Consider the following 23672-nt stretch of genomic DNA (forward strand, 5'->3'; position numbering starts at 1 on the left):
TGGGGGATTCTCGCAGGCCGTTGCCTCAACCCACGCTGACCACGGCCGGGTTCTGGGCGTCCGGAGCCGAGGGTGTCCTGAAGGTCGCCGAGTGCGGGGCCTGCGGGAAACGGATGCACCCCACGGCGGTGCTGTGTTCGGAGTGCGGTTCGCGTGACATTGCGCTCCAACCGGTCTCGGGACGTGCGGTCGTCGTCGGCGCAACGGTCAACGTCCAGCAGTGGCTTCCGGGTCTCCCGCCGCCCTACGTCGTCGCGATCGTGGCACTGGACGAGGACTCGAGCGTCCGTCTGACGACGAACATCGTCGGATGTGAACCGGGCGAGGTCGCGGTGGGGGACCGGGTACGGGTCGTCTTCGAACAGGTCGCCGACGACATCTGGTTGCCGTTGTTCGAACCCGATCCCGATGCGGGAGGCGCACCCGGACCGCTGCCGGAACCCGAGGAGCGGAAGCCGAATCTTTGCGGTCCGGTCACGCCCGCCAAGTTCGAGGACCGGGTCGCGATCACCGGAGTGGGCCAGTCTGCGGTCGGGCGCCGGTTGATGGTGGATCCACTGACACTGACCGTCGATGCGTGCCTGCGTGCGGTCGATGATGCCGGTCTGACCCTCGCCGACATAGACGGACTCTCGACCTATCCCGGCGCGGCGCCCGGGGGCATCTCCGAAGGCGGCATCATGCCCGTCGAACAGGCACTTCGAGTTCGCCCGGTCTGGGTGAACGGTGGCGGCGACCTGCCGGGCCAGAATGGATCGATCATCGCGGCGATGCTCGCCGTCGCCTCGGGCCTGTGCCGTCATGTGCTGTGCTTCCGCACCGTATGGGAGTCGACACATGCGGAACTGGTGAAGGCCGGGAAGTGGTCGTCCGGTGGTGGCAGAGCCTCGGGCATGCTCGAGTTCCGGCACCCCTTCGGCGCGATGTCCGCCGCCAACTGGATCGCGTGCCAGGCTTCGCACTATTTCCACCGCTACGGCGACGCCAAGGATGCGCTGGGGGCGATCGCGGTCACGGCCCGCGACAATGCATCGGCCAATCCCGAAGCGGTGTACCGCGATCCGATCACGATCGACGACTATCTCTCCGCCCGCGTCGTTTCGACCCCCTTCGGTCTGTACGACTGCGACGTACCGGTCGACGGGGCCGTGGCCGTCGTCGTGTCGGCCGTCGACGCAGCAGAGGACCTTCGGCATGCGCCCGTGCTCGTCGAAGCCGTCGGTACTCGGATCACGGAGAACCTGTCCTGGGACCAGGGCACGCTCACACACCTTCCGCAATCGCTCGGTCCCGCCGCGCACCTGTGGAGTCGCACGGATCTGCGGCCGGGCGACGTCGATGTCGCGTTGCTGTACGACGGATTCACCTTCAATGCGCTGTCGTGGCTCGAAGGGCTCGGGTTCTGCGAGTTCGGGGCCGCCGCCGACTTCATCGACGGCGGCAAGGGCATCGGCGTCGACGGAGTGCTGCCTCTCAACCCACACGGTGGCCAGTTGTCGGCCGGCCGGACCCACGGCTACGGCTTCGTCCGGGAGGCGGTGCTGCAACTGAGGGGGCAGGCACCCGGCCGGCAGGTCTCCGACGCGAGGGTCGCGGTCGTCACTGCCGGTGGTGGCGTGCCATCGGGCGCGATGCTCCTCCGAACTCGATAACGAACGCATTCTCGATTACCGAACGTCCGCACCCGGTCAGGATCAGGAGTCGTCATGGATCGTCCCTTGGAAGGCATCCGCATACTCGAGGTCGCGCAGTTCACCTTCGTGCCCGCCGCCGGCGCGGTGCTCGCCGACTGGGGAGCCGACATCGTGAAGGTCGAGCACGCCGAGAACGGCGATGCCCAGCGCGGTCTCGTCCGGGTGCTCGGACTCGATGCGAGCAAGGCGGGATCGTCGTTCGCGCCGATCATGGAAGGGCCCAACCGCAGCAAACGGAGCATCGGGATCGATCTCGCCAATCCCGAGGCGCGACCCGTGCTCGAAGAGTTGATCCGGCGCAGCGACGTCTTCCTGACGAACTATCTTCCCGGCCCACGGGCCAAGCTCGCCATCACCCTCGACGACGTCCGGGCGATCAACCCGAAGATCATCTATGTCACGGGCAGTGGTTTCGGCACCGAGGGCCCCGACGCCGACAAGGGTGCCTACGATGCGACGGCTTTCTGGGCACGCGGGGGGAGCGCCGACGGTGTGATGCCGCCCGACGCCGAGCACATGGCATTCATGCCCTCCGGTGCGTACGGCGACAACATCGGCGGCATGACCATCGCGGGCGGGATCGCCGCAGCGATCGCCGGACGCGAACGCACCGGAGAACCGTCGGAAGTGGACGTGTCGCTGCTCGCGGTGGGGGCATGGGCCACTCAGTTCTCGGTCAACCTGTCGCTGTTCACGGGTGGACGGCTGCCGAAGGTGCAACGCAAGACCGCCGCACCCGGCAACCCTCTCAGCGGCTCGTACCGCACCGCCGACGGGCGCTGGCTCCAGTTCTCGATGCTTCAGCCCACGCGCTACTGGAACGAATTCGTCACCGCCCTAGGGCTCGACGACCTCGTCGACGACCCTCGGTTCACGACGATGGAGGCGATCTTCCAGCACGCCGAGGAGATCGGAAACCTGTTCGCGGACGCGATCGGGCAGCGCGACTACGACGACTGGCTCGAGGTGTTCGCGTCCCTGACCGGCCAGTGGGCGCCGGTGCAGGACGGTTGGGATCTCGGCCACGACGAGGCGCTCGTGGCGAACGGGCGGATCGTCGAGGTGGTCGATGCGGACGGCAAGCCCCAGAAGCTCGTGGCCAGCCCGGTCAAGTTCGACAAAGCCCTGGTACGGATGACCCGGGCACCCCAGTTCGCCGAACATACCGACGACATTCTGCGAGAACTCGGGTTCGACGACGACAAGCTCATCGAACTCAAGATCGCCGGTGCTGTGACGTGATCCGGCCCTCGATCACTCGACGACCTCGCGGCGCAACTTGCGTGCTGCACGGTTTGCGGCGGCGAGCGCATCGGCGGCGACCGTGAGGGCTTTCTCGAGTTCCTCCTGCGTCGTGGCGTCGGCCCCCTCGGAGGATTGTGGCCGCAGCGCGGGCACGACATATCGGCGGAAGCGGAGTCGCGCCGCCGTGTCGGACCGGTTGGGATCCTCGGCTGCGAGGAAGGTTTGTTCGATGAGATATTCCAGCAGCTCGGTCAGCGGGATGTCGGTGCGGATGAGCCCTGCCTCCTGGCCGGTGCGAAGCAGTGGTTCGGAGACCGCCGATGTGACGGCAAGGATGTCCGGGTGCCGCGCCGAGGCCGAATGCTGTGCCATGAGAGCGACGATCACGGGATCCTCGGGTAGCTCACGGGCGTTGTAGGCCATCGTGTCTTCCATCTTCGCGAAGATGTCGCCTCGGCCGGCGGACCGCTCGAGCGCACGTTCTATGTGGCGTTCGGCGCGGAGGAGCCCCACCTGGACGATCATCTCCTGCGCTCCACCGAGCTGCCGGAACGCGGTGGCGCGGGAAACCCCGGCGCGTTCGGCGATCGCGGTCATGCTGACGGAGGCGGTGCCGCGATGCCGGATCTCCTCGTCGGCGGCGCGAACGAGGCGCTCCCGCAGGCTCATCTCGCTGGTCGTCACGGTGTTGTCGCTCGGCACTCCCTCACCCTAACGGCGGGTACGACGAGTCGTCCGGAGACAGACATTCCGCAACATAGTAAACTTGGTAAAAAGTGTGATCCAGGTCTCGACTTGTGCCTCCGATGTTGCTACTGTGTGTCCAATGAGTCTCAGATGATGAGACCGAACAGTGGGTCCGGTCTCACGATCTGCCGCGTTATCGCTTCGTCTCTTCCGTCCGCGTCGAAAGCAGGGACCTCATGAGACTTTCGCTCGACACCGGCAAGTGTTCAGGCCATGCACGTTGCTGGGAAGCCGCACCCGAGGTGTTCGACATCGACGACAACGGATACGCGTTGCCGCTCGACCGGGAGGTGACCGAGCCTGTCGATGCCGCCGTGCTGGCCGGCGTCGCCGCGTGTCCCGAACGGGCAATCAGCCTCCGCTGATTCACCTTCTACTTCATCGTTGCGCAAACAAACTGCACGACAGATCTTCTCGCTCTTCACCTCACTCTCCCGGATTCGAACCGAAGGACAACCTCATGGGCCGTTTGCAGGACAAAGTCGTCTTCGTCACCGGCGTCGCCCGCGGTCAGGGACGCTCCCACGCCGTGCGTCTCGCGCGTGAAGGCGCGAAGATCATCGGCGTCGACCTCTGCGACAACGTCAAGACCAACGCCTATCCGCTGGCTACGCCCGAAGATCTCACCGAGACCACCCGTCTTGTCGAAGAGGCGGGCGGAACACTGCTCACGACGGTCGCCGACGTGCGCGACCGGCAGGCACTGTTCGCGGCGGTACAGAGCGGCGTCGAAGAATTCGGCCGTCTCGACGGCGTGGTAGCCCAGGCCGGCATCTGCCCACTCGGATCGGACGACCCGCAAGCCTTCATCGACGCGTTCACCGTGGACTTCGTCGGTGTCGTCAACGCTGTGGAAGCCTGTCTGCCCCACCTCGCCGACGGTGGATCGATCGTCGCGACCGGTAGTCTTGCGGCCCTGCTCCCGGGCGCGACCGACAATCCCACCAACGGCACCGGCGGGCTCGGCTACTCCCTCGCCAAGCGGATGATCGCCTCGTTCGTCAACGACCTGTCGGTCGTTCTGGGACCGAAGAAGATCCGCGTCAACGCAGTGCATCCGACGAACTGCAACACCGACATGCTCAACAGCGAGGTCATGTACCGGCAGTTCCGTCCCGATCTCGAATCCCCCACCCTCGAAGACGCTCTGCCGGTCTTCCCCGTCATGAGCGTGATGGGTGTTCCCTACGTCGAACCCGAGGACGTCACCGACACGGTGCTGTTTCTGCTCTCGGACGAGTCGCGGTACATCACGGGCATGCAGATGCGTGTCGATGCGGGTGGCTACGTCCGCAACCGTCCTGCCGCGCCGGCCTTCTGATCGCGCACGTAATCCCTGTCGAGTACGGAGAACCCTGTGACACACGACTTTTCCAAGCTGTTCATCGACGGAACCTGGGTGGACAGCGACGGCGGCGCGATCCACGACGTCGTCAACCCGGCCAACGGCGAACTCGTCGGGCGTGCCCCGCAGGCCACCGTCTCCGACGTCCGCCGCGCGATCACCGCCGCGCGGCGTGCATTCGACGAGGGTCCGTGGCCACTCATGTCACCGCGGGAACGTGCGCAGGTGATGGTGCGCATGGCCGACGCCCTGGACAAGCGTCGCGCAGAACTGGTCGATCTGAGCATCGCCGAGGCAGGCTCGACCCGAGCGCTCGCGGAATACCTGCAAGTGGGAATCCCCTTGCAGCACTTCCGCGACACGGCCGAGCGGCTCCTGCCGGCCTTCGAGTTCGAGAGGCCGGTGTTCCCGACCATCGGGCAGGGAATCGGTCAGGGCGTCGTCCTGCGCGAACCGGTCGGTGTCGCCGCGCTGATCTCGGCGTACAACTTCCCACTCTTCCTCAACATCATGAAGGTCGCTCCCGCTCTGGCCGCGGGATGCACCGCCATCCTCAAACCGGCACCGACGACGCCTCTCGAGGCGCTGATCCTCGGGACGATCGCCGAGGAGGCCGGCCTTCCGCCGGGTGTGCTCAACATCGTCACGGGCGACGCCGACGCCGGTCGCGAACTCACCACCAGTCCCGAAGTCGATCTGGTGAGCTTCACCGGTTCCGACACCGTCGGCCGCGCGGTCTACGAACAGGCCGCGCCCACCCTGAAGAAGGTCGTCCTCGAGCTCGGGGGCAAGTCGGCCAATATCTTCTGTGAGGACGTCGATCTCGCAAAGGCCGCCGAGTCGGTGATCGGGAACATGGTCACCCATGCCGGGCAGGGATGTTCCCTGTTCACGCGGACGCTGGTGCACCGCTCCCGCTACGACGAGCTCGTCGCCTACGTGACCGCGGGGCTCGGGACGATCACCGTCGGCGACCCGGCCGATCCAGGTGTCATGATGGGCCCGTTGATCAGCGAGGCCCAGCGCACCAAGGTCGAGAAACTCATCGCCCGCGGTGTCGAGGAAGGCGCGAGGATCGCCTTCGGTGGCGGTCGCCCGCCCGGCCTCGACAAGGGATATTTCGTCGAGCCGACGCTGTTCGTCGACGTGGACAACTCGATGGATATCGCGCAGAAGGAATTCTTCGGCCCGGTCGGCGTCATCATCCCGTTCGACGACGACGATCACGCGGTTCGCCTGGCCAACGAAAGCGAATTCGGGCTCGGGGGAAGCGTGTTCGCCGCCGATCCTGTGCGTGCCTACGGCATCGCCAAGCGCATCCGTACCGGTTTCGTGTCCCTCAACGGCGGTGGCGGGGGCGTGACCCCGCACATTCCGTTCGGCGGATACAAGCACTCGGGACTCGGACGCGAATGGGGCGCGGCAGGCCTCGAGGAGTATCTGGAAACCAAAGCCGTGACGTGGAGTGCCGCGAGCGGCGCCTGAGCATTTGCTTTCACCTTCCACTTCGTAAGGACTTGTCATGACCCGAGCCGAATCCGACCGAGCCGCCGCCGCCGGATGCCCCGTCCACAATTTCAACTACACCGAACTGCAGAAGGCCGGCACGTGGTTCGAGAAGTACGACCGGCTGCGTGACGAATCGGCCGTCTACCGCAACGAGTTCGGGCCGGGGTTCTATTCGGTGGTGAACTACGAGGGCATACTCGACCTGCTGCAGCGCCCCGACACGTTCTCGAACAGCGTGGTCACCCCGCTCGATCCGAACCCGGCATTCAAATGGATTCCCGAGATGCTCGACGGGGACGAACACCGCCAATGGCGTCATCAGCTCGCCCCGTTGTTCTCGCCCAAGTGGGTGGAGTCGCTCGAACCGCACATTCGTGAATGTGCTGCCGGCCTGGCCGACGAAATCGCGTCACGCTCGGGCAACCAGGTGGACTTCATGCTCGAGTTCGCGCAGGTGTTCCCCGCGACCATCTTCCTCGAACTCATGGGCATGCCGGTCGAGGAACTCGACCAGTTCATGGAATGGGAGCACGCGATCCTGCACGGGAGCGACGACGACGTGGAAGCCCGCGGACAGCGTCAGCTCGCCGCGATGCAGGCGGTGATGGGGCGGTTCGCTTCGATCATCGCCGAGCGGCGTGCCGACCCCAGAGACGACATCGTCAGCAGGGCACTGGACTTCGAGATCGACGGCAAAGCCGTCAGCGACGAGGATCTGCTCTCGTTCTGCCTCCTGATGTTCATGGCCGGCCTCGACACCGTGGCCGCCACTCTGGGGTGGACGTTCTACCACCTGGCGTCGCATCCGGAGGACCGGGCGCGCATCGTCGAGGATCCGTCTCTCATCCCGGGCGCGGTCGAAGAATTTCTCCGTGCTTATGCGATCGTCGTTCCTGCTCGAAAGGTTATGCACGACACGGAGCTTCAGGGAGTATCCCTGAAGGCCGGCGATATGGTGAACTTCCCGCTCAGCGGCGCGACCCGCGACGAGGAGGCGTTCGACGACGCCGCCGAGGTCGACATCGAACGCTCGCCCAACAATCACATCGCCTTCGGCGCCGGTCCGCACCGCTGTCTCGGTTCCCACCTCGCACGCCGGGAACTGCGGATTGCGCTGGAGGAGTGGCACAAGAGAATTCCGGACTACCGGCTCGTGCCGGGTGCCGAACTGCTCGAGACCGGCGGACAACTCGGACTCACCTCGCTGCCGATCGAATGGGACCGCGTCTGAGGTCTGCGATCCACCTCGTAACGCTGCACCGCACATTCAGGAGGATGCAATGCCACTGCAGGACCACATGCATTTGATCTCCACCGACGACCATCTGATCGAACATCCGGCCTTGTGGTCGGATCGATTACCGTCGAAGTTCCTCGAGGCCGGCCCGAAGATCGTCGAGAAGGAACTGCCGAGGGCGATCCATGTCGGCGACGGCGACCGCGCCCTGGACACCGCGACCAAGATTGCGCAGGTGTGGGAGTACGAAGGCCGGATCTATCCGTACATCGGCCTCAACGCCGTAGCGGGCAAGAAGCCCGAGGAGTACGGCATCGAGCCCACACGCTACGACGAGATGCTGCCGGGCTGCTACGACCCGAGCGCTCGCGTGCAGGACATGGATATCGACGGCGTGCAGGCCACGCTGTCGTTCCCCTCGTTTCCCCGGTTCGCCGGCACCGTCTTTCTCGAAGGCCAGGACAAGGAGCTCGCCCTTGCCTGTGTCCGCGCCTGGAACGATTACATCCTGGACGAGTGGTGCCCCACGGCGCCGGACCGCCTGATCCCACTGACCATCCTGCCGTTGTGGTCGGTGGAGGAGGCTGTGGCGGAGGTTCGGCGAACGGCCGCGAAGGGGTCACGGGCGATCTCGTTCGTGGAGAATCCGGTCCCGCTCGGATTGCCGTCCTTCCACACCGACCACTGGGATCCGTTGTTCTCTGCGGTGGAGGAGACCGGGCAGCCCTTGTGCGTGCACTTCGGCACGTCGGGTCAGGCGCCGATCACCGCGCCCGAAGCACCGATGGCGGTGATGATCGCCCTGTTCGGCTGCAATTCGATGTATGCGACCGCCGACCTGCTGTTCTCACCTGTGTTCCACAAGCATCCGGGCCTGAAGTTCATGCTCTCCGAGGGCGGAATCGGATGGGTGCCCTATCTGCTCGAGCGGATGGATCAGACATGGCAGAAGCATCGCTTCTACCAGAACATCGATCAGAGCGTCCGGCCGTCGGAGCTGTTTGCGAAGCACATCTACGGCTGCTTCATCGACGACCAGTTCGGTGTGGACAACCGTGAGGCCGTCGGAGTCGACAACATCACCTGGGAGGGCGATTACCCGCACTCCGACTCGAACTGGCCCAACAGCCGCAAGGTGGTGCGGGAACAGATGCGTCTGGTGCCCGACGAGGACGTGCACAAGATCGTCGAACTCAACGCTCGACGACTCTTCCAGTTCCCGCGGGCGTGACAGGAACGGACGGAGAGTGCGTCATGGAAGAGCCGATCACGCGGATTCCGCAGGACGACTGGGCCGACCAGGATCTGCTGACCCGCGATCTGGCGGGGTCTCTCCTCGACGAGGAGATCGAGGCCGAACGCGACCGCCTCGCGAGACTCGATCGCGGAGAGGGGGGAGACGACATCGTGATGTCGCGGGAAGACATGGAGCGCAGGCTCGCCGGGATGATCGCCGTGCGTGACCGCGTGCGTGGTGAGGGCCGTCCGGCCCCTTTGAGAGGACTTCCATGATGTCGGGATTCACGCCGGACGACGACGGACTGCATCGGGTGTCCGACAACTTCTACGAGACGGAGACCTTCTGGTTCTCGTTCTTCGTGCCCGAGCGCAACATCGGGGCGTGGGTGTATGTGAGTGTCCGGCAGAACGCCGGCACCACCGGTGGAGGACTGTGGCTGTGGGACCACACCGGCACAACCCCGTGGGACGTTCCTTTCTTCGAGGGTTTTTCGTACCTCAAGCCTCCGAAGTTCGAGAGCGGGGTGCTGACCAGCCCCACGGGGGCGACGATCACGGTCCTCGAACCGGGCATGGAGTATTCGGTCCGCTACGACGATCGCAGCCGTATCGTCGCGGATCTGCATTTCGTGGGGCTCGAGCGGCCGGTGCCGCTGCGGAGCGGATCACCGCCCTATCCGTCGGCATCGCATTACGACCAGACCGGGCACGTCACCGGAACTGTGGTGCTCGACGGCGAACGTATCGACGTCGATTGTCATGCGATGCGCGACCGATCGTGGGGGCCGAGGACGGAACGTGGTTATCGCCGTGTCGGATACACGTGGTTGGCCGATCCGCAGGTCAGTTTGCTCACCTATTCGGCACCCACCGACACCGGTGACGACATCCATTCGGGCTATGTACGTCGCGGAGAGGATGTCGTCGAGGTGCGGGGCGGGCATCGAAAGGCCGTTCGCGATCCCGAGCATGGGTGGATCGACTCGCTGGACCTCGTGGCGGTCGACGAGACCGGCACCGAGATCACCGTGGGCGGCCGGGCACGCAGTCGGCTGATCCTCCCGGGATCGACGAGCATCTGCATCAACACCCTGCTCGAGTTCGAGGTGGACGGCCGCGTCGTCTACGGCGAGGACCAGGACGTGTGGCCCATCGCAGAGTTTCGGGCGACCGTACACGCACGCTGAACCACCGAAGCTGCGTCAACCAAGGGTTGACGAGAGCCATGCGTCAACTTAGGGTTGACGCATGGACGCTATCCGACCTTCCCGTCCTGTCCGGCTCGACGACCTCATCGAGGCGATCGAGAACGTCCACGACGACCCACTCGAGCAACTCTCCGATGCCGTCATCGCGGCCGACCATCTCGGCGAGGTCGCCGATCACCTGATCGGCCACTTCGTGGACCAGGCACGACGATCCGGCAGATCCTGGTCCGAGATCGGGCGGAGCATGGGGGTGTCCAAACAGGCCGCCCAGAAGCGGTTCGTCTCGAAGAGCGACAACGACCTCGACCCCGAGCAGGGATTCTCGCGATTCACGCCGCGGGCGAAGAACAGCGTGATGGCGTCGATGAACGAGGCGCGCACTGCGGGCAATCCGGAGATCACGCCCGTGCACCTGCTTCTCGGTCTGCTTGCCGACACCGATTCGCTCGCCGCGCGGGCGCTCCGATCGCAAGGGGTGGACTTCGCAGTCCTACGGGCGGCCGCCGAGGCGACGCTCCCCGAGGCGGCCACCGAGGTCCCGGATCTGATCCCCTACGACGCCGGGGCCCGTAAGGCACTCGAACTGACCTTCCGCGAGGCATTGCGACTCGGACACAACTACATCGGTACCGAACACATCCTCCTCGCCTTGCTCGAACTCGAGAACGGGGACGGCGTGCTGTCGCGGGCCGGTGTGAGCAAGGGTGACGTGGAGCAGAAGGTTGCGGAGGAGCTCGCGGCGATCATCGCGGGACAAGAGTAGAGCAACCCGGCAACAGCCGGGTTCACGGACGGCAGCGCGGGGTACGTCCGAGATATGAACACACGCCACGCATGTCTCGTCGCCGGTTTCTCCGTCGCCACACTCGTGGCCGCGGGTTGCAGCAGTGACGACTCCTCCACGGACAACGAGAACACTGCCGAGACTCCGCCCGCCTCTCTCACGACCACCGACCCGATGCCCACTCCGTTCCCGGGGATGAGCGGAGACGCCTTCGGTCTCCCGAGCGAGGGCAGCGACGACGACAACGCCTTCACTTACGACGAAGCGGCCGTGCCCGTCGGTTCGACCTTCGACGTCGAATCCGAGGAAGAAGGCGGTCGGACCACGATTCGGCTGAGGGTGATGGGCCTGCAACCCGATCGGGATTTCGGAGCGCACGTTCACACCCGGACGTGTGGCCCGAACCCGTCCGATTCGGGGCCGCACTACCAGAACGAGGTCGACCCCGCCGCGAACCCCGAATCCCCGTCCACCGATCCGGCCTACGCGAATCCGCAGAACGAGATCTGGCTCGATTTCACCACCGACGCGCAGGGCAACGCCGAGGCATCGACGACCGTCGACTGGGAATTCCGTGACGACGAGGCCAATTCGGTGGTGCTTCACTCCGAGCACACCATGACGGAACCCGGTGAGGCCGGGCAGGCCGGCGACCGGCTCGCCTGTATCGACGAGGACTTCTGACCCCGACGGCCGGACGACGTCACGTTCCGGCGGGTGAGCTCGCCCGCCGGAACGCTCTCACGTGGTAAACCGTCAGCGCGTGAGGGTGGTTCGTGCCATGCTGATGCCTCCAACGTCACGAGGAGCGGGGATGGATCCTGTCGTCGACACCACCAGCGGACGAGTGCGCGGTACGACCGTCGGCAGCACAGCCGTGTTCAAAGGTATCCCTTATGCGGCTGCGCCGTTCGGCGACCTGAGATTCGCCGCACCCGCACCTGCCCCGGCGTGGGAGGGTGTACGTCCCGCGACCGAATTCGGGCCCACCGCACCGAAGGCTCCCTATGTCCCTCCACTCGACCGACTCCTGCACGAACCGTCGATACCGGGCGAGGAGATCCTCAATCTCAACGTGTGGACACCGGATCTTTCGGCCTCGCTGCCTGTGCTGGTGTGGATTCACGGTGGTGCGTTCGAGCATGGCAGTAGTGCGGTGGCGCTGTACGACGGCGCGAGCTTCGCACGTGACGGTGTCGTGTTCGTCAGCGTCAACTATCGGCTCGGCGCCGAAGGCTTCGCTCTTCTCGACGACGCACCGGCCGACCGCGGCCTTCTCGACCAGGTCGCCGCCCTCGAGTGGATACGCGACAACATCGCTGCCTTCGGCGGCAACTCCGATCTCGTGACGATCGCCGGTGAATCTGCAGGAGCGATGAGCGTGGTCTCACTGATGGCGATGCCGCGCGCACGCGGACTCTTCCGGCGCGCGATCGCCCAGAGCGGTGCCGGGCACTCGGTGATGACCGCCGCCACGGCTCGAAAGGTCGCTGCTGCGTTGGGTGAAACGCTCGGCGTCGCCCCGACGCGCACGGCTTTCGCCGATATCGATCCGAAAGAACTCGTCGACGCCCAGGAACTCCTCATCGCCCGAATCCGCAGTGGGTCCGACGCTTCGGTGTGGGGTGAGATCACCACCGACGCAATGGTATTCGAGCCGAGCGCGGACGGGAATGTGTTGCCGGCCCGGCCGATCGACCTGCTCGGGCAGGGCGCAGGATCCGATGTCGACCTCCTCATCGGCTACAACCGTGACGAGATGACGTTGTTCTTCGTCCCCTTCGGGATCGATCGGGCGCTCGACGACGATGCCGCGCGCCGTCTCGCCGCCGCATACGGCCTCACCGATCCGGCGGCCTTCGACGCGTATCGGCGAGTCGGGTGCGATGCGTCTCCCGGGCAGACGGCGATGCACATCTTGCGCGATTGGATGTACCGGATCCCGGCCGTACGTCTCGCGGAAGCACGTGCCGCTCGGGCGGCCGAAAGCTACATCTACCGGTTCGATTGGCAGTCACCGGTATTCGACGGCCGGTTGGGCGCGACCCATGCGCTCGACATCGGATTCGTGTTCGACAATCTTCATCTGCCTCAGGCCGCGGCGCTGGCGGGTTCCGAACCCCCGCAGGAGTTGGCACGGCACATGCATCGAGCATGGGTGAGTTTCGTGACCACGGGTTCACCGGGCTGGCCGTCGTACGGGGACAAGCGTGCAGAGATGCACTTCGGGAACACCTGCGAAACCGTCGACGACGACGAAGCCGAACTGCGGAGGCTGTGGGACGGAATCCGCTGAACACGTTTGACCTCGGATTCCCTGGGTAGTCGTGGATGAGACGTCCACCCGACGACAACCATGGATCGGAGTTCTCGTATGTCCGGAGCCACCCCCAAGATTCCAGGTACCCCTTCCTCGATCGTGCCGCCCGTGGACGAACCCACGACGCCGACGACGCCGCCGGAGCCGAAGCCCGATCAGGAAGAGCCCGCAGTGGTCACGGCCACCGGCACTCCTGCGGATCTGCCGCACGGCCGTGCTCAGCAGGGGGAGTATCTGACCACAGCGCAGGGTGCCCGGCTGACCGACACAGATCACTCGCTCAAGGCCGGACGTCGGGGTCCGATCCTTCTGCAGGATCACCACTTCCGGGAGAAGATCACCCACTTCGACCACGAGCGTATTCCGGAACGAGTGGTGCATGCCCGTGGAGCCGGTGCTCACGGCGTCTTCCGCGCTACGGGTGCCGCGAGTTCGATCACCCGCGCCCATTTCCTCCAGAAGGATGTCGAGACACCGGTGTTCGTGCGGTTCTCCACGGTGCTCGGATCCCGCGGTTCGGCCGACGCCGTGCGCGACACCCGCGGCTTCGCGACGAAGTTCTACACCGAGGAAGGCACCTTCGACCTCGTAGGCAACAACATTCCGGTCTTCTTCATCCAGGACTCCATCAAGTTCCCCGACGTCATCCATGCGGGCAAGCCGCATCCGGATCGGGAGATCCCGCAGGCCCAGAGCGCCCACGACACCTTCTGGGATTTCGTCTCGCTCCACACCGAGGCCACCGCCCACACGATGTGGAACATGTCGGATCGCGGTATCCCGCGCTCGTACCGGATGATGGAGGGCTTCGGCGTCCACACCTTCCGGATGGTCAACGCCGACGGTGAAACGGCACTGGTGAAGTTCCACTGGAAGCCGCGGCTCGGCGTGCACTCGCTGGTGTGGGAGGAAGCCCAGTTGATCAACGGCTTCGATCCCGATTTCCACCGTCGCGATCTGGCCGATGCGATCGAGGCCGGCGCCTATCCCGAATGGGATCTCGGCGTGCAGGTCTTCCCGGACACTCCGGAACAGACCTTCGAAGGGATCGACCTGCTGGATCCCACCAAGATCGTTCCGGAGGAACTCGCCCCCGTCCAGATCATCGGCACGATGGTTCTCAACGCGAATCCGACCAACTTCTTCGCCGAGACCGAGCAGGTCGCCTTCCATCCCGGTCATCTCGTCCCCGGCATCGACGTCACCGACGACCCGCTGTTGCAGGGTCGCCTGTTCTCCTATCTCGACACGCAGATCACGCGACTCGGCGGTCCGAACTTCGCTCAGATCCCGATCAATCGTCCGCATGCTCCCGTCAACGACATGTTCCGGGACGGCTTCCACCAGCACGCCGTTCACACCGGTGTCGCTCCCTACAAGCCGAATTCGCTCGATGCGGGATGCCCGTTCATGGCGGGGGCTGCCGAGGGCGCGTTCGTCGACCTACCGGTAGAGGTGCCGGCGGCGAAGAAGGAGCGTGAGGTCTCCCGTTCCTTCGACGACCATTACACGCAGGTCCGGCAGTTCTACCTGAGCCTGTCGGACGTCGAGAAGGATCACGTCGCCTACGCCTACACGTTCGAGCTGGGCAAGTGCTACGAGCAGTCGATCAAGGAACGCCAACTGCAGATCCTCGCGAACATCGACACCGGCCTGTGCGAGAAGGTGGCTGCGGGTCTCGGGCTCCCGGCTCCGAAGCCGGCCGTGAAGGTGTCGGATCTCCCGCCGAGCCCTGCACTGGCGCAGGTCGGGAAGACGTGGCCGGTGAAGGGTCGCCAGATCGGCATCGTCGTCGACGACACCACCGATGTCGATCAGGTACTCGCAGCCGTGCAGGCAGTGGATGCGGCCGACTGCGTCCCGTTGGTCGTCGCCCCGCACGGCGGCATGCTCGGGGGAGTCGTGCCGATCTCGCGCACCTTCCTCACCGCGCGTTCGATCGAGTTCGACGCCGTGATCATGGCGACGTCCGCGCCGGACACCCGGCTTCGCATTCTCGTCGACGAGATGTTCCGGCATCACAAGGCGCTGGCAGCCTGGGGGCCGGGAGCCGAGGCTCTCGAAGACCTGAAGGCACCGGGGATCGAGATCGTGGACGGACCGGAAACCGCCGTCACGCAGGTTCTGGAGCTGCTCGCTACCCACCGCGTCTGGGAGCGAAACGCGGTGTGACAGACCTCACCTGAACTCTGCTTACGGAGTTCGGGCACCCCAAGTTATTCTTTCGACACCGCTGGCCGCAGCTGATCTTCATCGCTGCGGCCAGCTGTTGATCATGGGGTAGTTCAGTACTCGGATGCCCCTCAGGTGAAGTGCAGCGCGGCACCCACCAGTGGGTCGCGCAGAGCCGTGAACCGGCGCGCGGTCGCGAGGCCGGCAAGTGCCCTGGAGGCGCGGACGAGTCGCTGTGTGCGCCGTCGACGGGCGCGGTCGTAGCGCTGCAGAGCCTCCCGCACCGGATACTCCGCCAGCAGTTCCGAGAGCTTCGCGGCATCGACCATCGCCTCGCAGGCGCCCCGGCCGAGATTGGGTGCCATGGCGTGGGCCGCATCGCCGATCAGTGCGACTTTTCCCTGGACGAACGACGGCAGCGGGGGAGACTCGTACAGGTCGTGGTACAGGCTTGCGGCAGGCTCGACCCGGTCGAGGACCTCACGCACGGCCGGATGCCAATCGCGGTATCGCTCACGCAGTTCGTCGACGCTTCCCGTGCCCCCTGCGGGTGTGCGCACGGCCGCGAACCAATTGGTCAGATTCCCGTCGCGCGGGGTGATGCCGAACAGCGCATCCGGTCCCCAGGACTCGCTCATGGTCGTGACAGTGCCGGGCACCCACCCGCGCCATGCCGCGTATCCGGTGTACGCCGGACGGAAGGCAGGGCCGAACAGCTTGTCGCGTACGGCGCTGTTGATTCCGTCCGCTCCCACCACCACGTCGTAGGCATTGAGATCCGTGAGATCCCGGCGCGTGGTTCCGAACTGCACGATTCCGGGTGGTAGGCCGTGGGCGAGGATCGAGAGCAGGGCGGGGCGGGAGAGCAGGAGCGCGGAGCGCGCGAGATCGTGGATGCGTCCGATCGTCCTGCCGTCCCATCGGAGGAAGGCGGCAGAGCTCTGGCGCACGCCGAGCTTCTCGACGCGCCGGCCCAGTACGGTGCCGCGGCCCGCGACCGTCAGGGCGTCGAGTGCCTCGGGCCACATGCCGAGTGCGGTACCGGTTTCGGGGAGGGATCGCGCGCGTTCGAACACGTCGACGTGCCATCCGTGGCGGACGAGAGCGTTGGCTGCGGTGAGTCCGCCGATTCCGCCGCCGACTATCGCTGCCTTGCCCTGCCGCGTCGCCATGACGCCACTCTACTACGTATGTAGTGTCCTGTCACTACATACGTAGTGAGAGTCGTAGGATCGGGCGCGTGACCGACAAACGCATGCAGGTCGTCGACGCGGCAATCACCCTGGTGGGCACCGAGGGCTTACGAGCACTCACCCACCGCCGCGTCGATGCGGTCGCGGGTGTGCCTGCCGGCTCGACGTCCAACTACTTCCGTACCCGGCAGGCTCTCGTCGAGGGTGTGCTCGACAGGCTGCTCGAGAGGGATCGCGCCGAGATCTCGGCGATCGGGAGCGCGACGCCCGGCAATGCACGTGAGCTCGAAGACATTGCGCACGAATATGTGATGTCCGCTACCGGACCCGATCTCGTGCGGACCCGCGCACGCTTCGCGATGTTCGTCGAAGCGATGGCCGCACCCGAACTGCGCGCGGGAGTCGATGCCCGACGTGCCGAACTGCGCGCGTGGATCGCCACAGTGCTGGCCGGCCTCGGCGTGAAAGATCCTGCCGGCGCCGCGCGTGTTCTCATCGACTACCTGGACGGACTCATCCTGCACCGGTGTACCTCGCCCGACGAACCGCAGGACCCGCGCGAAGGGATAGCCCGGATGGTGCGCATGCTGGTCGCCTCGGTGGCGTGACGCCCGCGCTTCGCGCGCGTTACGGCGGTGTTTCCGCAGGTGAACGGGAGAATAGGGCAGGCTTGCTTGCGTTACCCCCCATAACCTGGCATATCGTTCATTTCGAAGACGGTGGGACCACGACGTCCCACCGGTCGCCGGGTCTACGCTCGCGCTGCCGAAAAAAGGCACCCGCACCGTCGCGGATGAGCGGATACTGGCGATGTCGAAGGTATCGGGCACCCGGCCGATACCCGGTCTACGGCAGTAGATGGCCATCAGTGCTGCTGGTCGTCGGTGCTATCGCATCAACGAAGGCTAGGTATGACTCATCTTCCCGGGCCTCGAGGGCTCTACCACCCGGCGAACGAGCACGACTCCTGTGGTGTCGCGTTCGTCGTCGATATGCACGGTCGTCGCAGTCGCGACATCGTCGAGAAGGCGATCACCGCCCTGGTGAATCTCGAACACCGCGGTGCGGCGGGAGCGGAGCAGAACACCGGCGACGGCGCCGGCATCCTGATCCAGATCCCGGACGCGTACTTCCGTGAAGTGGTCGACTTCGACCTTCCTCCCGAAGGCGCCTACGCGACCGGCATCGCGTTCCTTCCCAAGGGCACCGAGGCCGCTGACGCAGCTGCCGCCGAAGTGAACCGCATCGTCGAGGAAGAGGGCCTGCAGGTCCTCGGCTGGCGCGAGGTTCCCGTCGACGAGTCCGAGTTGGGTTCCATGGCCAAGGACGCCATGCCCACCTTCCGGCAGATCTTCATCGCCTCGGGTGCCCGCGCCCTGACCGGCCTGGACCTCGAGCGCCGCGCGTACGTCGTGCGCAAGCGCACCGAGCACGAACTCGGTCACCACGGTGCGGGTGAGGACGGCCCAGGCAGCGAGACCGTCTACTTCCCGAGCCTGTCGACGTCGACCTTCGTCTACAAGGGCATGCTCACCACGCCCCAGATGAAGGGCTTCTACCGCGACCTGCAGGACGAGCGTGTCGTCTCCGCTCTCGGCCTCGTGCACTCCCGGTTCTCCACGAACACGTTCCCGTCGTGGCCGCTCGCGCATCCCTTCCGTCGCGTGGCGCACAACGGCGAGATCAACACCGTCACCGGCAATGCCAACTGGATGCGTGCCCGCGAGGCGCTCATCGACACCGACGTCTTCGGCGGCCGCGACAAGCTCGAGAAGATCTTCCCGGTCTGCACGCCGGGTGCTTCGGACACCGCACGCTTCGACGAGGTGCTCGAACTGCTGCACCTCGGTGGTCGCAGTCTGCCGCACGCCGTGCTGATGATGATTCCCGAGGCGTGGGAGCGGCACGAGTCCATGGACCCGGCGCGCCGTGCGTTCTACGAGTATCACGCTGCCCTGATGGAGCCCTGGGACGGACCGGCTTCGGTGTGCTTCACCGACGGCACCGTCATCGGCGCCGTGCTCGACCGCAACGGTCTGCGTCCCTCGCGCGCCTGGGTGACCGACGACGGGCTCGTGGTCATGGCCTCCGAGGTGGGCGTGCTCGACATCCCCACCGAGAAGATCATCAGCAAGCGCCGCCTGCAGCCGGGCCGCATGTTCCTCGTCGACACTGCGAAGGGTCGCATCGTCGAGGACGAGGAGATCAAGCGCGAACTCGCCGCCGAGCATCCCTACGAGGAGTGGGTCGCCAACGGCGTGACCCGCCTCGAGGACCTGCCCGAGAGCAAGTACACCTACATGTCGCACGAGCGTGTGGTGCTGCGTCAGCAGGTCTTCGGCTACACCCGCGAAGAAGTGGATCTGCTCGTCAAGCCGATGGCAGCCTCCGGCGCAGAAGCGCTCGGATCGATGGGCACCGACACGCCCATCGCCGTGCTCTCCTCGCGTCCGCGTCAGCTCTTCGACTTCTTCTCGCAGCTGTTCGCTCAGGTGACGAACCCGCCTCTCGACGCGATCCGCGAGGAGATCGTCACCAGCATGGGTGGCATGCTCGGCCCCGAGGGCGACCTGCTGAACCCGACCGAGGCGTCCTGCCGGCAGATTCTGATCTCGGCGCCGGTCATCGACAACGACGACCTGCAGAAGCTCATCCACGTCAACGACGAGAAGCAGTTCCCGGGCTTCAACAGCGTCATCATCCGCGGCCTGTACCCGGTCGCGGAGGGCGGTGACGGCCTGCGTCGTGCTCTCGAGACGATTCGCGAGCAGGTCTCGCTGGCCATCGACAAGGGTGCACGCCTGATCGTGCTCTCCGACCGAGAGTCGGACGAGAAGCTCGCGCCGATCCCCTCGTTGCTGCTCACCTCCGCGGTGCACCACCATCTCGTCCGTGAGAAGACCCGCACCAAGGTCGGTCTGCTCGTCGAGGCGGGCGACGCCCGCGAGGTCCACCACATCGCCGCCCTGTGCGGTTTCGGTGCGGCCGTGGTCAACCCCTACATGGCGTTCGAGAGCATCGACGAGCTGCTGCAGAACGGCGATCTTCCCGAGGGCATGACCCTCGAGAAGGCCATCGCCAACTACATCAAGGCGGCCTCGAAGGGCGTGCTGAAGGTGATGTCCAAGATGGGCATCTCCACGCTCGCTTCCTACACGGGTGCGCAGCTGTTCCAGGTCATCGGCCTGTCGCAGGAACTCGTCGACGAGTACTTCACCGGTCTGCAGTCGCAGCTCGGTGGTGTGGGTCTCGACGAGATCGCCGCGGACGTCGCGGCCCGGCACCGCACGGCCTTCCTCGATCGTCAGTCGGAGCGCGCGCACCGCGAACTCGAGGTCGGCGGCGAGTACCAGTGGCGTCGTGAGGGCGAGTACCACCTCTTCAACCCGGACACGGTGTTCAAGCTCCAGCACGCCACCCGCACCGGCCAGTACTCGATCTTCAAGGAGTACACCAAGCTCGTCGACGACCAGTCGGAGCGACTCGCATCGCTGCGCGGTTTGTTCGAGTTCAAGAAGGGTGTGCGTCCGCCGGTGCCGCTCGACGAGGTCGAGCCGGCGAGCGAGATCGTCAAGCGGTTCTCCACCGGCGCCATGAGCTACGGCTCCATCTCGGCCGAGGCCCACGAGACCCTCGCGATCGCGATGAACCGCCTCGGCGGCCGCTCGAACTCCGGTGAGGGCGGCGAGCATCCGAGCCGCTTCACCCCGGACGAGAACGGCGACTGGCGGCGCTCGGCCATCAAGCAGGTCGCGTCGGGTCGCTTCGGTGTGACCGCGCATTACCTGAGCAACTGCACCGACATCCAGATCAAGATGGCTCAGGGCGCGAAGCCCGGCGAGGGCGGTCAGCTCCCGCCGCACAAGGTGTACCCGTGGGTCGCCGAGGTGCGTGGTTCGACGCCGGGTGTGGGCCTGATCTCCCCGCCGCCGCACCACGACATCTACTCGATCGAGGATCTCGCGCAGCTGATCCACGACCTGAAGAACGCCAACCCGAAGGCCCGCATCCACGTGAAGCTGGTCTCCGAACTCGGTGTCGGCACGGTCGCCGCGGGTGTGTCGAAGGCGCATGCCGACGTCGTGCTCATCTCCGGTCACGACGGTGGCACCGGTGCCTCGCCGTTGACCTCCCTCAAGCACGCGGGCGCCCCCTGGGAGATCGGCCTGGCCGAGACCCAGCAGACCCTCATGCTCAACGGGCTGCGCGACCGCATCGTCGTGCAGGTCGACGGACAGATGAAGACCGGGCGCGACGTGGTCGTCGCCGCGCTCCTCGGTGCCGAGGAGTTCGGATTCGCGACCGCACCTCTGGTGGTCTCGGGTTGCATCATGATGCGCGTGTGCCATCTCGACACCTGCCCCGTGGGTGTGGCGACGCAGAATCCGGTGCTGCGCAAGCGGTTCACCGGTAAACCGGAGTTCGTCGAGAACTTCATGCTCTACATCGCCGAGGAAGTGCGGGAGTACCTGGCGGAGCTCGGTTTCCGCACCCTCGACGAGGCGATCGGCCAGGTGGACGTCCTCGACACCCGCAAGGCCGTCGAGCATTACCGCGCGTCGAAGCTCGATCTGTCGCCGCTGCTCGAGAAGGTCACCTCCCCGATCTTCGGCGAGCAGGACATGTACTGCACCAAGGAGCAGTACCACGCCCTCGACAAGGCGCTCGACAACGAGCTCATCGCGAAGGCACAGCCTGCCCTCGAATCGGGTACGCCCGTCTCGTTCGACACCCCGATCACCAACGTCAACCGCACGGTCGGCACGATGCTCGGTCACGAGCTCACCAAGAAGTGCGGTGCCGAAGGGTTGCCGGACGACACCATCGACATCACGTTCACCGGTTCTGCCGGTAACAGCTTCGGTGCGTTCGTTCCCCGCGGCATCACGATGCGTCTGAACGGTGACGCGAACGACTTCGTGGGTAAGGGACTGTCGGGCGGTCGCATCATCGTGCGCCCGCCGCACAACGCGGCCGACGGCTTCGTGCCCGAGGACAACATCATCGCCGGCAACGTGATCCTGTTCGGTGCCACCTCGGGTGAGGTACTCATCCGGGGCATCGCAGGTGAACGCTTCGCGGTCCGTAATTCCGGAGCCACGGCCGTCGTCGAGGGCGTCGGCGACCACGGCTGCGAGTACATGACGGGTGGCAAGGTCGTCATCCTCGGCAAGACCGGCCGCAACTTCGGTGCGGGCATGTCCGGTGGTGTCGCGTTCGTGTACAACCCGGACAAGGACTTCGAGAACAACCTGAACACCGAGTTGGTCGACCTCGAGGATCTCGAGGGTGAGGACTTCGCCTGGCTCAAGGGCGCGGTGGAACGGCATCGTGACGAAACGGGCTCCGAGGTCGCAGCCCGCATCCTGGCCGACTGGTCGCAACAGGTCAGCCATTTCGCGAAGGTCATGCCTCGCGATTACAAGAAGGTGCTCATGGCAATCAAGGACGCCACCATTCGTGGTGCGAACGTGGACGAGGCGATCATGGAGGCTGCTCGTGGCTGATCCCACCGGTTTCCTCAAGCACGGTTCTCGTGAGACGCCGGTTCGCCGGCCGGTTCCGCTCCGGTTGCTCGACTGGAAGGAGGTCTACGAGCCGTTCCCGCTCGAGACCCTCCAGGACCAGGCCAGCCGCTGCATGGACTGCGGTATTCCTTTCTGCCACAACGGTTGCCCGCTGGGGAATCTCATCCCCGAGTGGAACGACCTCGCCTACAAGGGCAAGTGGGAGGACGGCATCGAGCGTCTGCACGCCACGAACAACTTCCCCGAGTTCACCGGCCGCCTCTGCCCGGCGCCCTGTGAGGCGTCGTGCGTGCTCGGCATCAACCAGGATCCGGTGACGATCAAGCAGGTCGAGGTCGAGCTGATCGAGAAGGCGTTCGACGACGGTCGCGTCAAGCCGGTTCCGCCGTCGAAGCTCACCGGTCGCAAGGTGGCGATCGTCGGTTCCGGACCCGCGGGACTCGCTGCGGCGCAGCAGCTCACGCGCGCCGGCCACTCGGTGACGGTGTTCGAGCGGGCCGACCGCATCGGCGGTCTCCTCCGTTACGGCATCCCCGAGTTCAAGATGGAGAAGCGCTTCATCGACCGCCGCCTCGCGCAGATGGAGGCCGAAGGCACCATCTTCAAGCCGGGTGTGAATGTCGGCGTCGACATCTCGGCCGACGAACTGCGCGAGCAGTTCGACGCGGTGGTGCTCGCCGGTGGCGCAACGGTTGCGCGCGACCTGCAGATCCCCGGACGCGAACTCGACGGCATCCATCAGGCGATGGAGTTCCTGCCGATTGCCAACCGCGTGCAGCTCGGTGACCTGCCGGCCCCGACCATCACGGCCGAGGGCAAGAAGGTCGTCATCATCGGCGGCGGCGACACCGGTGCCGACTGCCTCGGCACCTCGCACCGTCAGGGTGCGGTGAGCGTCCACCAGTTCGAGATCATGCCGCGCCCGCCGGAGCAGCGCGCCGAGTCGACCCCGTGGCCGACGTACCCGCTCATGTACCGCGTCTCCTCTGCCCACGAGGAGGGTGGCGAGCGCGTGTTCTCCGTCAACACCGAGGAATTCGTCGGTAAGGACGGCAAGGTCACCGCGCTGAAGGCACACGAAGTGGAGATGGTCGACGGCCGCTTCCAGAAGGTCGAGGGCAGCGACTTCGAACTCGAGGCAGACCTCGTGCTGCTCGCGATGGGCTTCACCGGCGCCGAGAAGCCGGGCCTGCTCACCGACCTCGGTGTCGACTTCGACCAGCGTGGCAACGTCGCCCGCTCGTCGGAGTGGGCCACCAACGTCGACGGCGTCTTCGTTGCCGGAGACATGGGCCGGGGGCAGTCGCTCATCGTGTGGGCCATCGCCGAGGGACGCGCATGCGCCGCCGCGGTGGACAGTTTCCTCGAGGGAGCTACGGCACTGCCGGTGCCGATCACCACGAGCACGATGCCGCAGCGCTGATCCGGTGAGATACCGGAAGTCCGGGGCC

General features: G+C 65.7%; 18 protein-coding genes. 16 read left to right on the forward strand and 2 right to left on the reverse strand.

All coding sequences use genetic code 11. The annotated features are described in order from the left end of the window. The first annotated feature begins 20 nt into the window (after positions 1-20). Positions 21-1652, forward strand: a complete 1632-nt coding sequence (locus tag ABZ789_RS04740; protein ID WP_358419669.1) for an OB-fold domain-containing protein — start codon at positions 21-23, stop codon at positions 1650-1652. Between the two features lie 54 nt (positions 1653-1706). After that, the gene (locus ABZ789_RS04745) at positions 1707-2936 is read left to right on the forward strand and encodes a CoA transferase (protein WP_358419672.1); all 1230 of its coding nucleotides are present in this window, start codon (positions 1707-1709) and stop codon (positions 2934-2936) included. Positions 2937-2948: 12 nt separating this feature from the next. Here ABZ789_RS04745 and ABZ789_RS04750 read toward each other — a convergent pair whose 3' ends face one another. After that, positions 2949-3641, reverse strand: a complete 693-nt coding sequence (locus ABZ789_RS04750) for a helix-turn-helix domain-containing protein (protein WP_358419675.1) — start codon at positions 3639-3641, stop codon at positions 2949-2951. A gap of 221 nt (positions 3642-3862) precedes the next feature. Here ABZ789_RS04750 and ABZ789_RS04755 point away from each other — a divergent pair, with 221 nt between their 5' ends. The 11 genes from ABZ789_RS04755 (at position 3863) to ABZ789_RS04805 (ending at position 15500) form a co-directional block, all read left to right on the forward strand. Continuing rightward, positions 3863-4051: a ferredoxin gene (locus ABZ789_RS04755; protein ID WP_358419678.1), complete on the forward strand. Its 189-nt coding sequence runs from the start codon at positions 3863-3865 to the stop codon at positions 4049-4051. Positions 4052-4146: 95 nt separating this feature from the next. Continuing rightward, a complete protein-coding gene (locus ABZ789_RS04760; protein WP_358419681.1) occupies positions 4147-5007 on the forward strand; it encodes a mycofactocin-coupled SDR family oxidoreductase in 861 nt (286 codons plus the stop codon). A gap of 36 nt (positions 5008-5043) precedes the next feature. Further along, complete coding sequence (locus ABZ789_RS04765; RefSeq protein WP_358419684.1) at positions 5044-6516, forward strand: aldehyde dehydrogenase family protein; 1473 nt, start codon at positions 5044-5046, stop codon at positions 6514-6516. A gap of 37 nt (positions 6517-6553) precedes the next feature. Beyond that, positions 6554-7771 carry a cytochrome P450 gene (locus tag ABZ789_RS04770; RefSeq protein WP_358419687.1) on the forward strand — a complete coding sequence of 406 codons (1218 nt, stop codon included), beginning with the start codon at positions 6554-6556 and terminating at the stop codon, positions 7769-7771. 49 nt (positions 7772-7820) lie between these two features. Continuing rightward, positions 7821-9008, forward strand: a complete 1188-nt coding sequence (locus tag ABZ789_RS04775; protein ID WP_358419690.1) for an amidohydrolase family protein — start codon at positions 7821-7823, stop codon at positions 9006-9008. Positions 9009-9031: 23 nt separating this feature from the next. Next, positions 9032-9289: a hypothetical protein gene (locus tag ABZ789_RS04780; RefSeq protein ID WP_358419693.1), complete on the forward strand. Its 258-nt coding sequence runs from the start codon at positions 9032-9034 to the stop codon at positions 9287-9289. Continuing rightward, positions 9286-10203 (forward strand): hypothetical protein, encoded by a 918-nt coding sequence (locus ABZ789_RS04785; RefSeq protein WP_358419696.1) that lies wholly within the window; start codon positions 9286-9288, stop codon positions 10201-10203. Before ABZ789_RS04780 ends, ABZ789_RS04785 begins: the two co-directional genes overlap by 4 nt. A gap of 61 nt (positions 10204-10264) precedes the next feature. Beyond that, the gene (locus tag ABZ789_RS04790; RefSeq protein WP_358419698.1) at positions 10265-10987 is read left to right on the forward strand and encodes a Clp protease N-terminal domain-containing protein; all 723 of its coding nucleotides are present in this window, start codon (positions 10265-10267) and stop codon (positions 10985-10987) included. 54 nt (positions 10988-11041) lie between these two features. Next, positions 11042-11692 carry a superoxide dismutase family protein gene (locus ABZ789_RS04795; protein ID WP_358419701.1) on the forward strand — a complete coding sequence of 217 codons (651 nt, stop codon included), beginning with the start codon at positions 11042-11044 and terminating at the stop codon, positions 11690-11692. A gap of 130 nt (positions 11693-11822) precedes the next feature. Continuing rightward, positions 11823-13304 (forward strand): carboxylesterase family protein, encoded by a 1482-nt coding sequence (locus ABZ789_RS04800; protein ID WP_358419704.1) that lies wholly within the window; start codon positions 11823-11825, stop codon positions 13302-13304. Positions 13305-13382: 78 nt separating this feature from the next. After that, positions 13383-15500 (forward strand): catalase, encoded by a 2118-nt coding sequence (locus ABZ789_RS04805; protein ID WP_358419707.1) that lies wholly within the window; start codon positions 13383-13385, stop codon positions 15498-15500. Between the two features lie 131 nt (positions 15501-15631). Here the strand turns inward: ABZ789_RS04805 and ABZ789_RS04810 are convergent, their stop codons facing one another. After that, positions 15632-16672, reverse strand: coding sequence for an FAD-dependent monooxygenase (locus ABZ789_RS04810; RefSeq protein ID WP_358419710.1), 1041 nt, complete (start codon positions 16670-16672; stop codon positions 15632-15634). 68 nt (positions 16673-16740) lie between these two features. On the opposite strand from ABZ789_RS04810, the gene ABZ789_RS04815 reads away from it, so the two are divergent. The 3 genes from ABZ789_RS04815 (at position 16741) to ABZ789_RS04825 (ending at position 23644) form a co-directional block, all read left to right on the forward strand. Then, entirely contained in the window at positions 16741-17301 is a 561-nt protein-coding gene (locus tag ABZ789_RS04815) for a TetR family transcriptional regulator C-terminal domain-containing protein (RefSeq protein WP_358419713.1), read from the forward strand. 303 nt (positions 17302-17604) lie between these two features. Next, positions 17605-22200, forward strand: coding sequence for a glutamate synthase large subunit (gene gltB / locus ABZ789_RS04820; protein WP_358419716.1), 4596 nt, complete (start codon positions 17605-17607; stop codon positions 22198-22200). Further along, complete coding sequence (locus ABZ789_RS04825) at positions 22193-23644, forward strand: glutamate synthase subunit beta (protein ID WP_358419719.1); 1452 nt, start codon at positions 22193-22195, stop codon at positions 23642-23644. The genes gltB and ABZ789_RS04825 overlap by 8 nt, the downstream gene beginning before the upstream one ends. The last annotated feature ends 28 nt before the right edge of the window (positions 23645-23672 follow it).

Origin of the sequence: Rhodococcus sp. NPDC047139 (genome assembly GCF_040643435.1) — a bacterium.
GTDB lineage: Bacteria > Actinomycetota > Actinomycetes > Mycobacteriales > Mycobacteriaceae > Rhodococcus.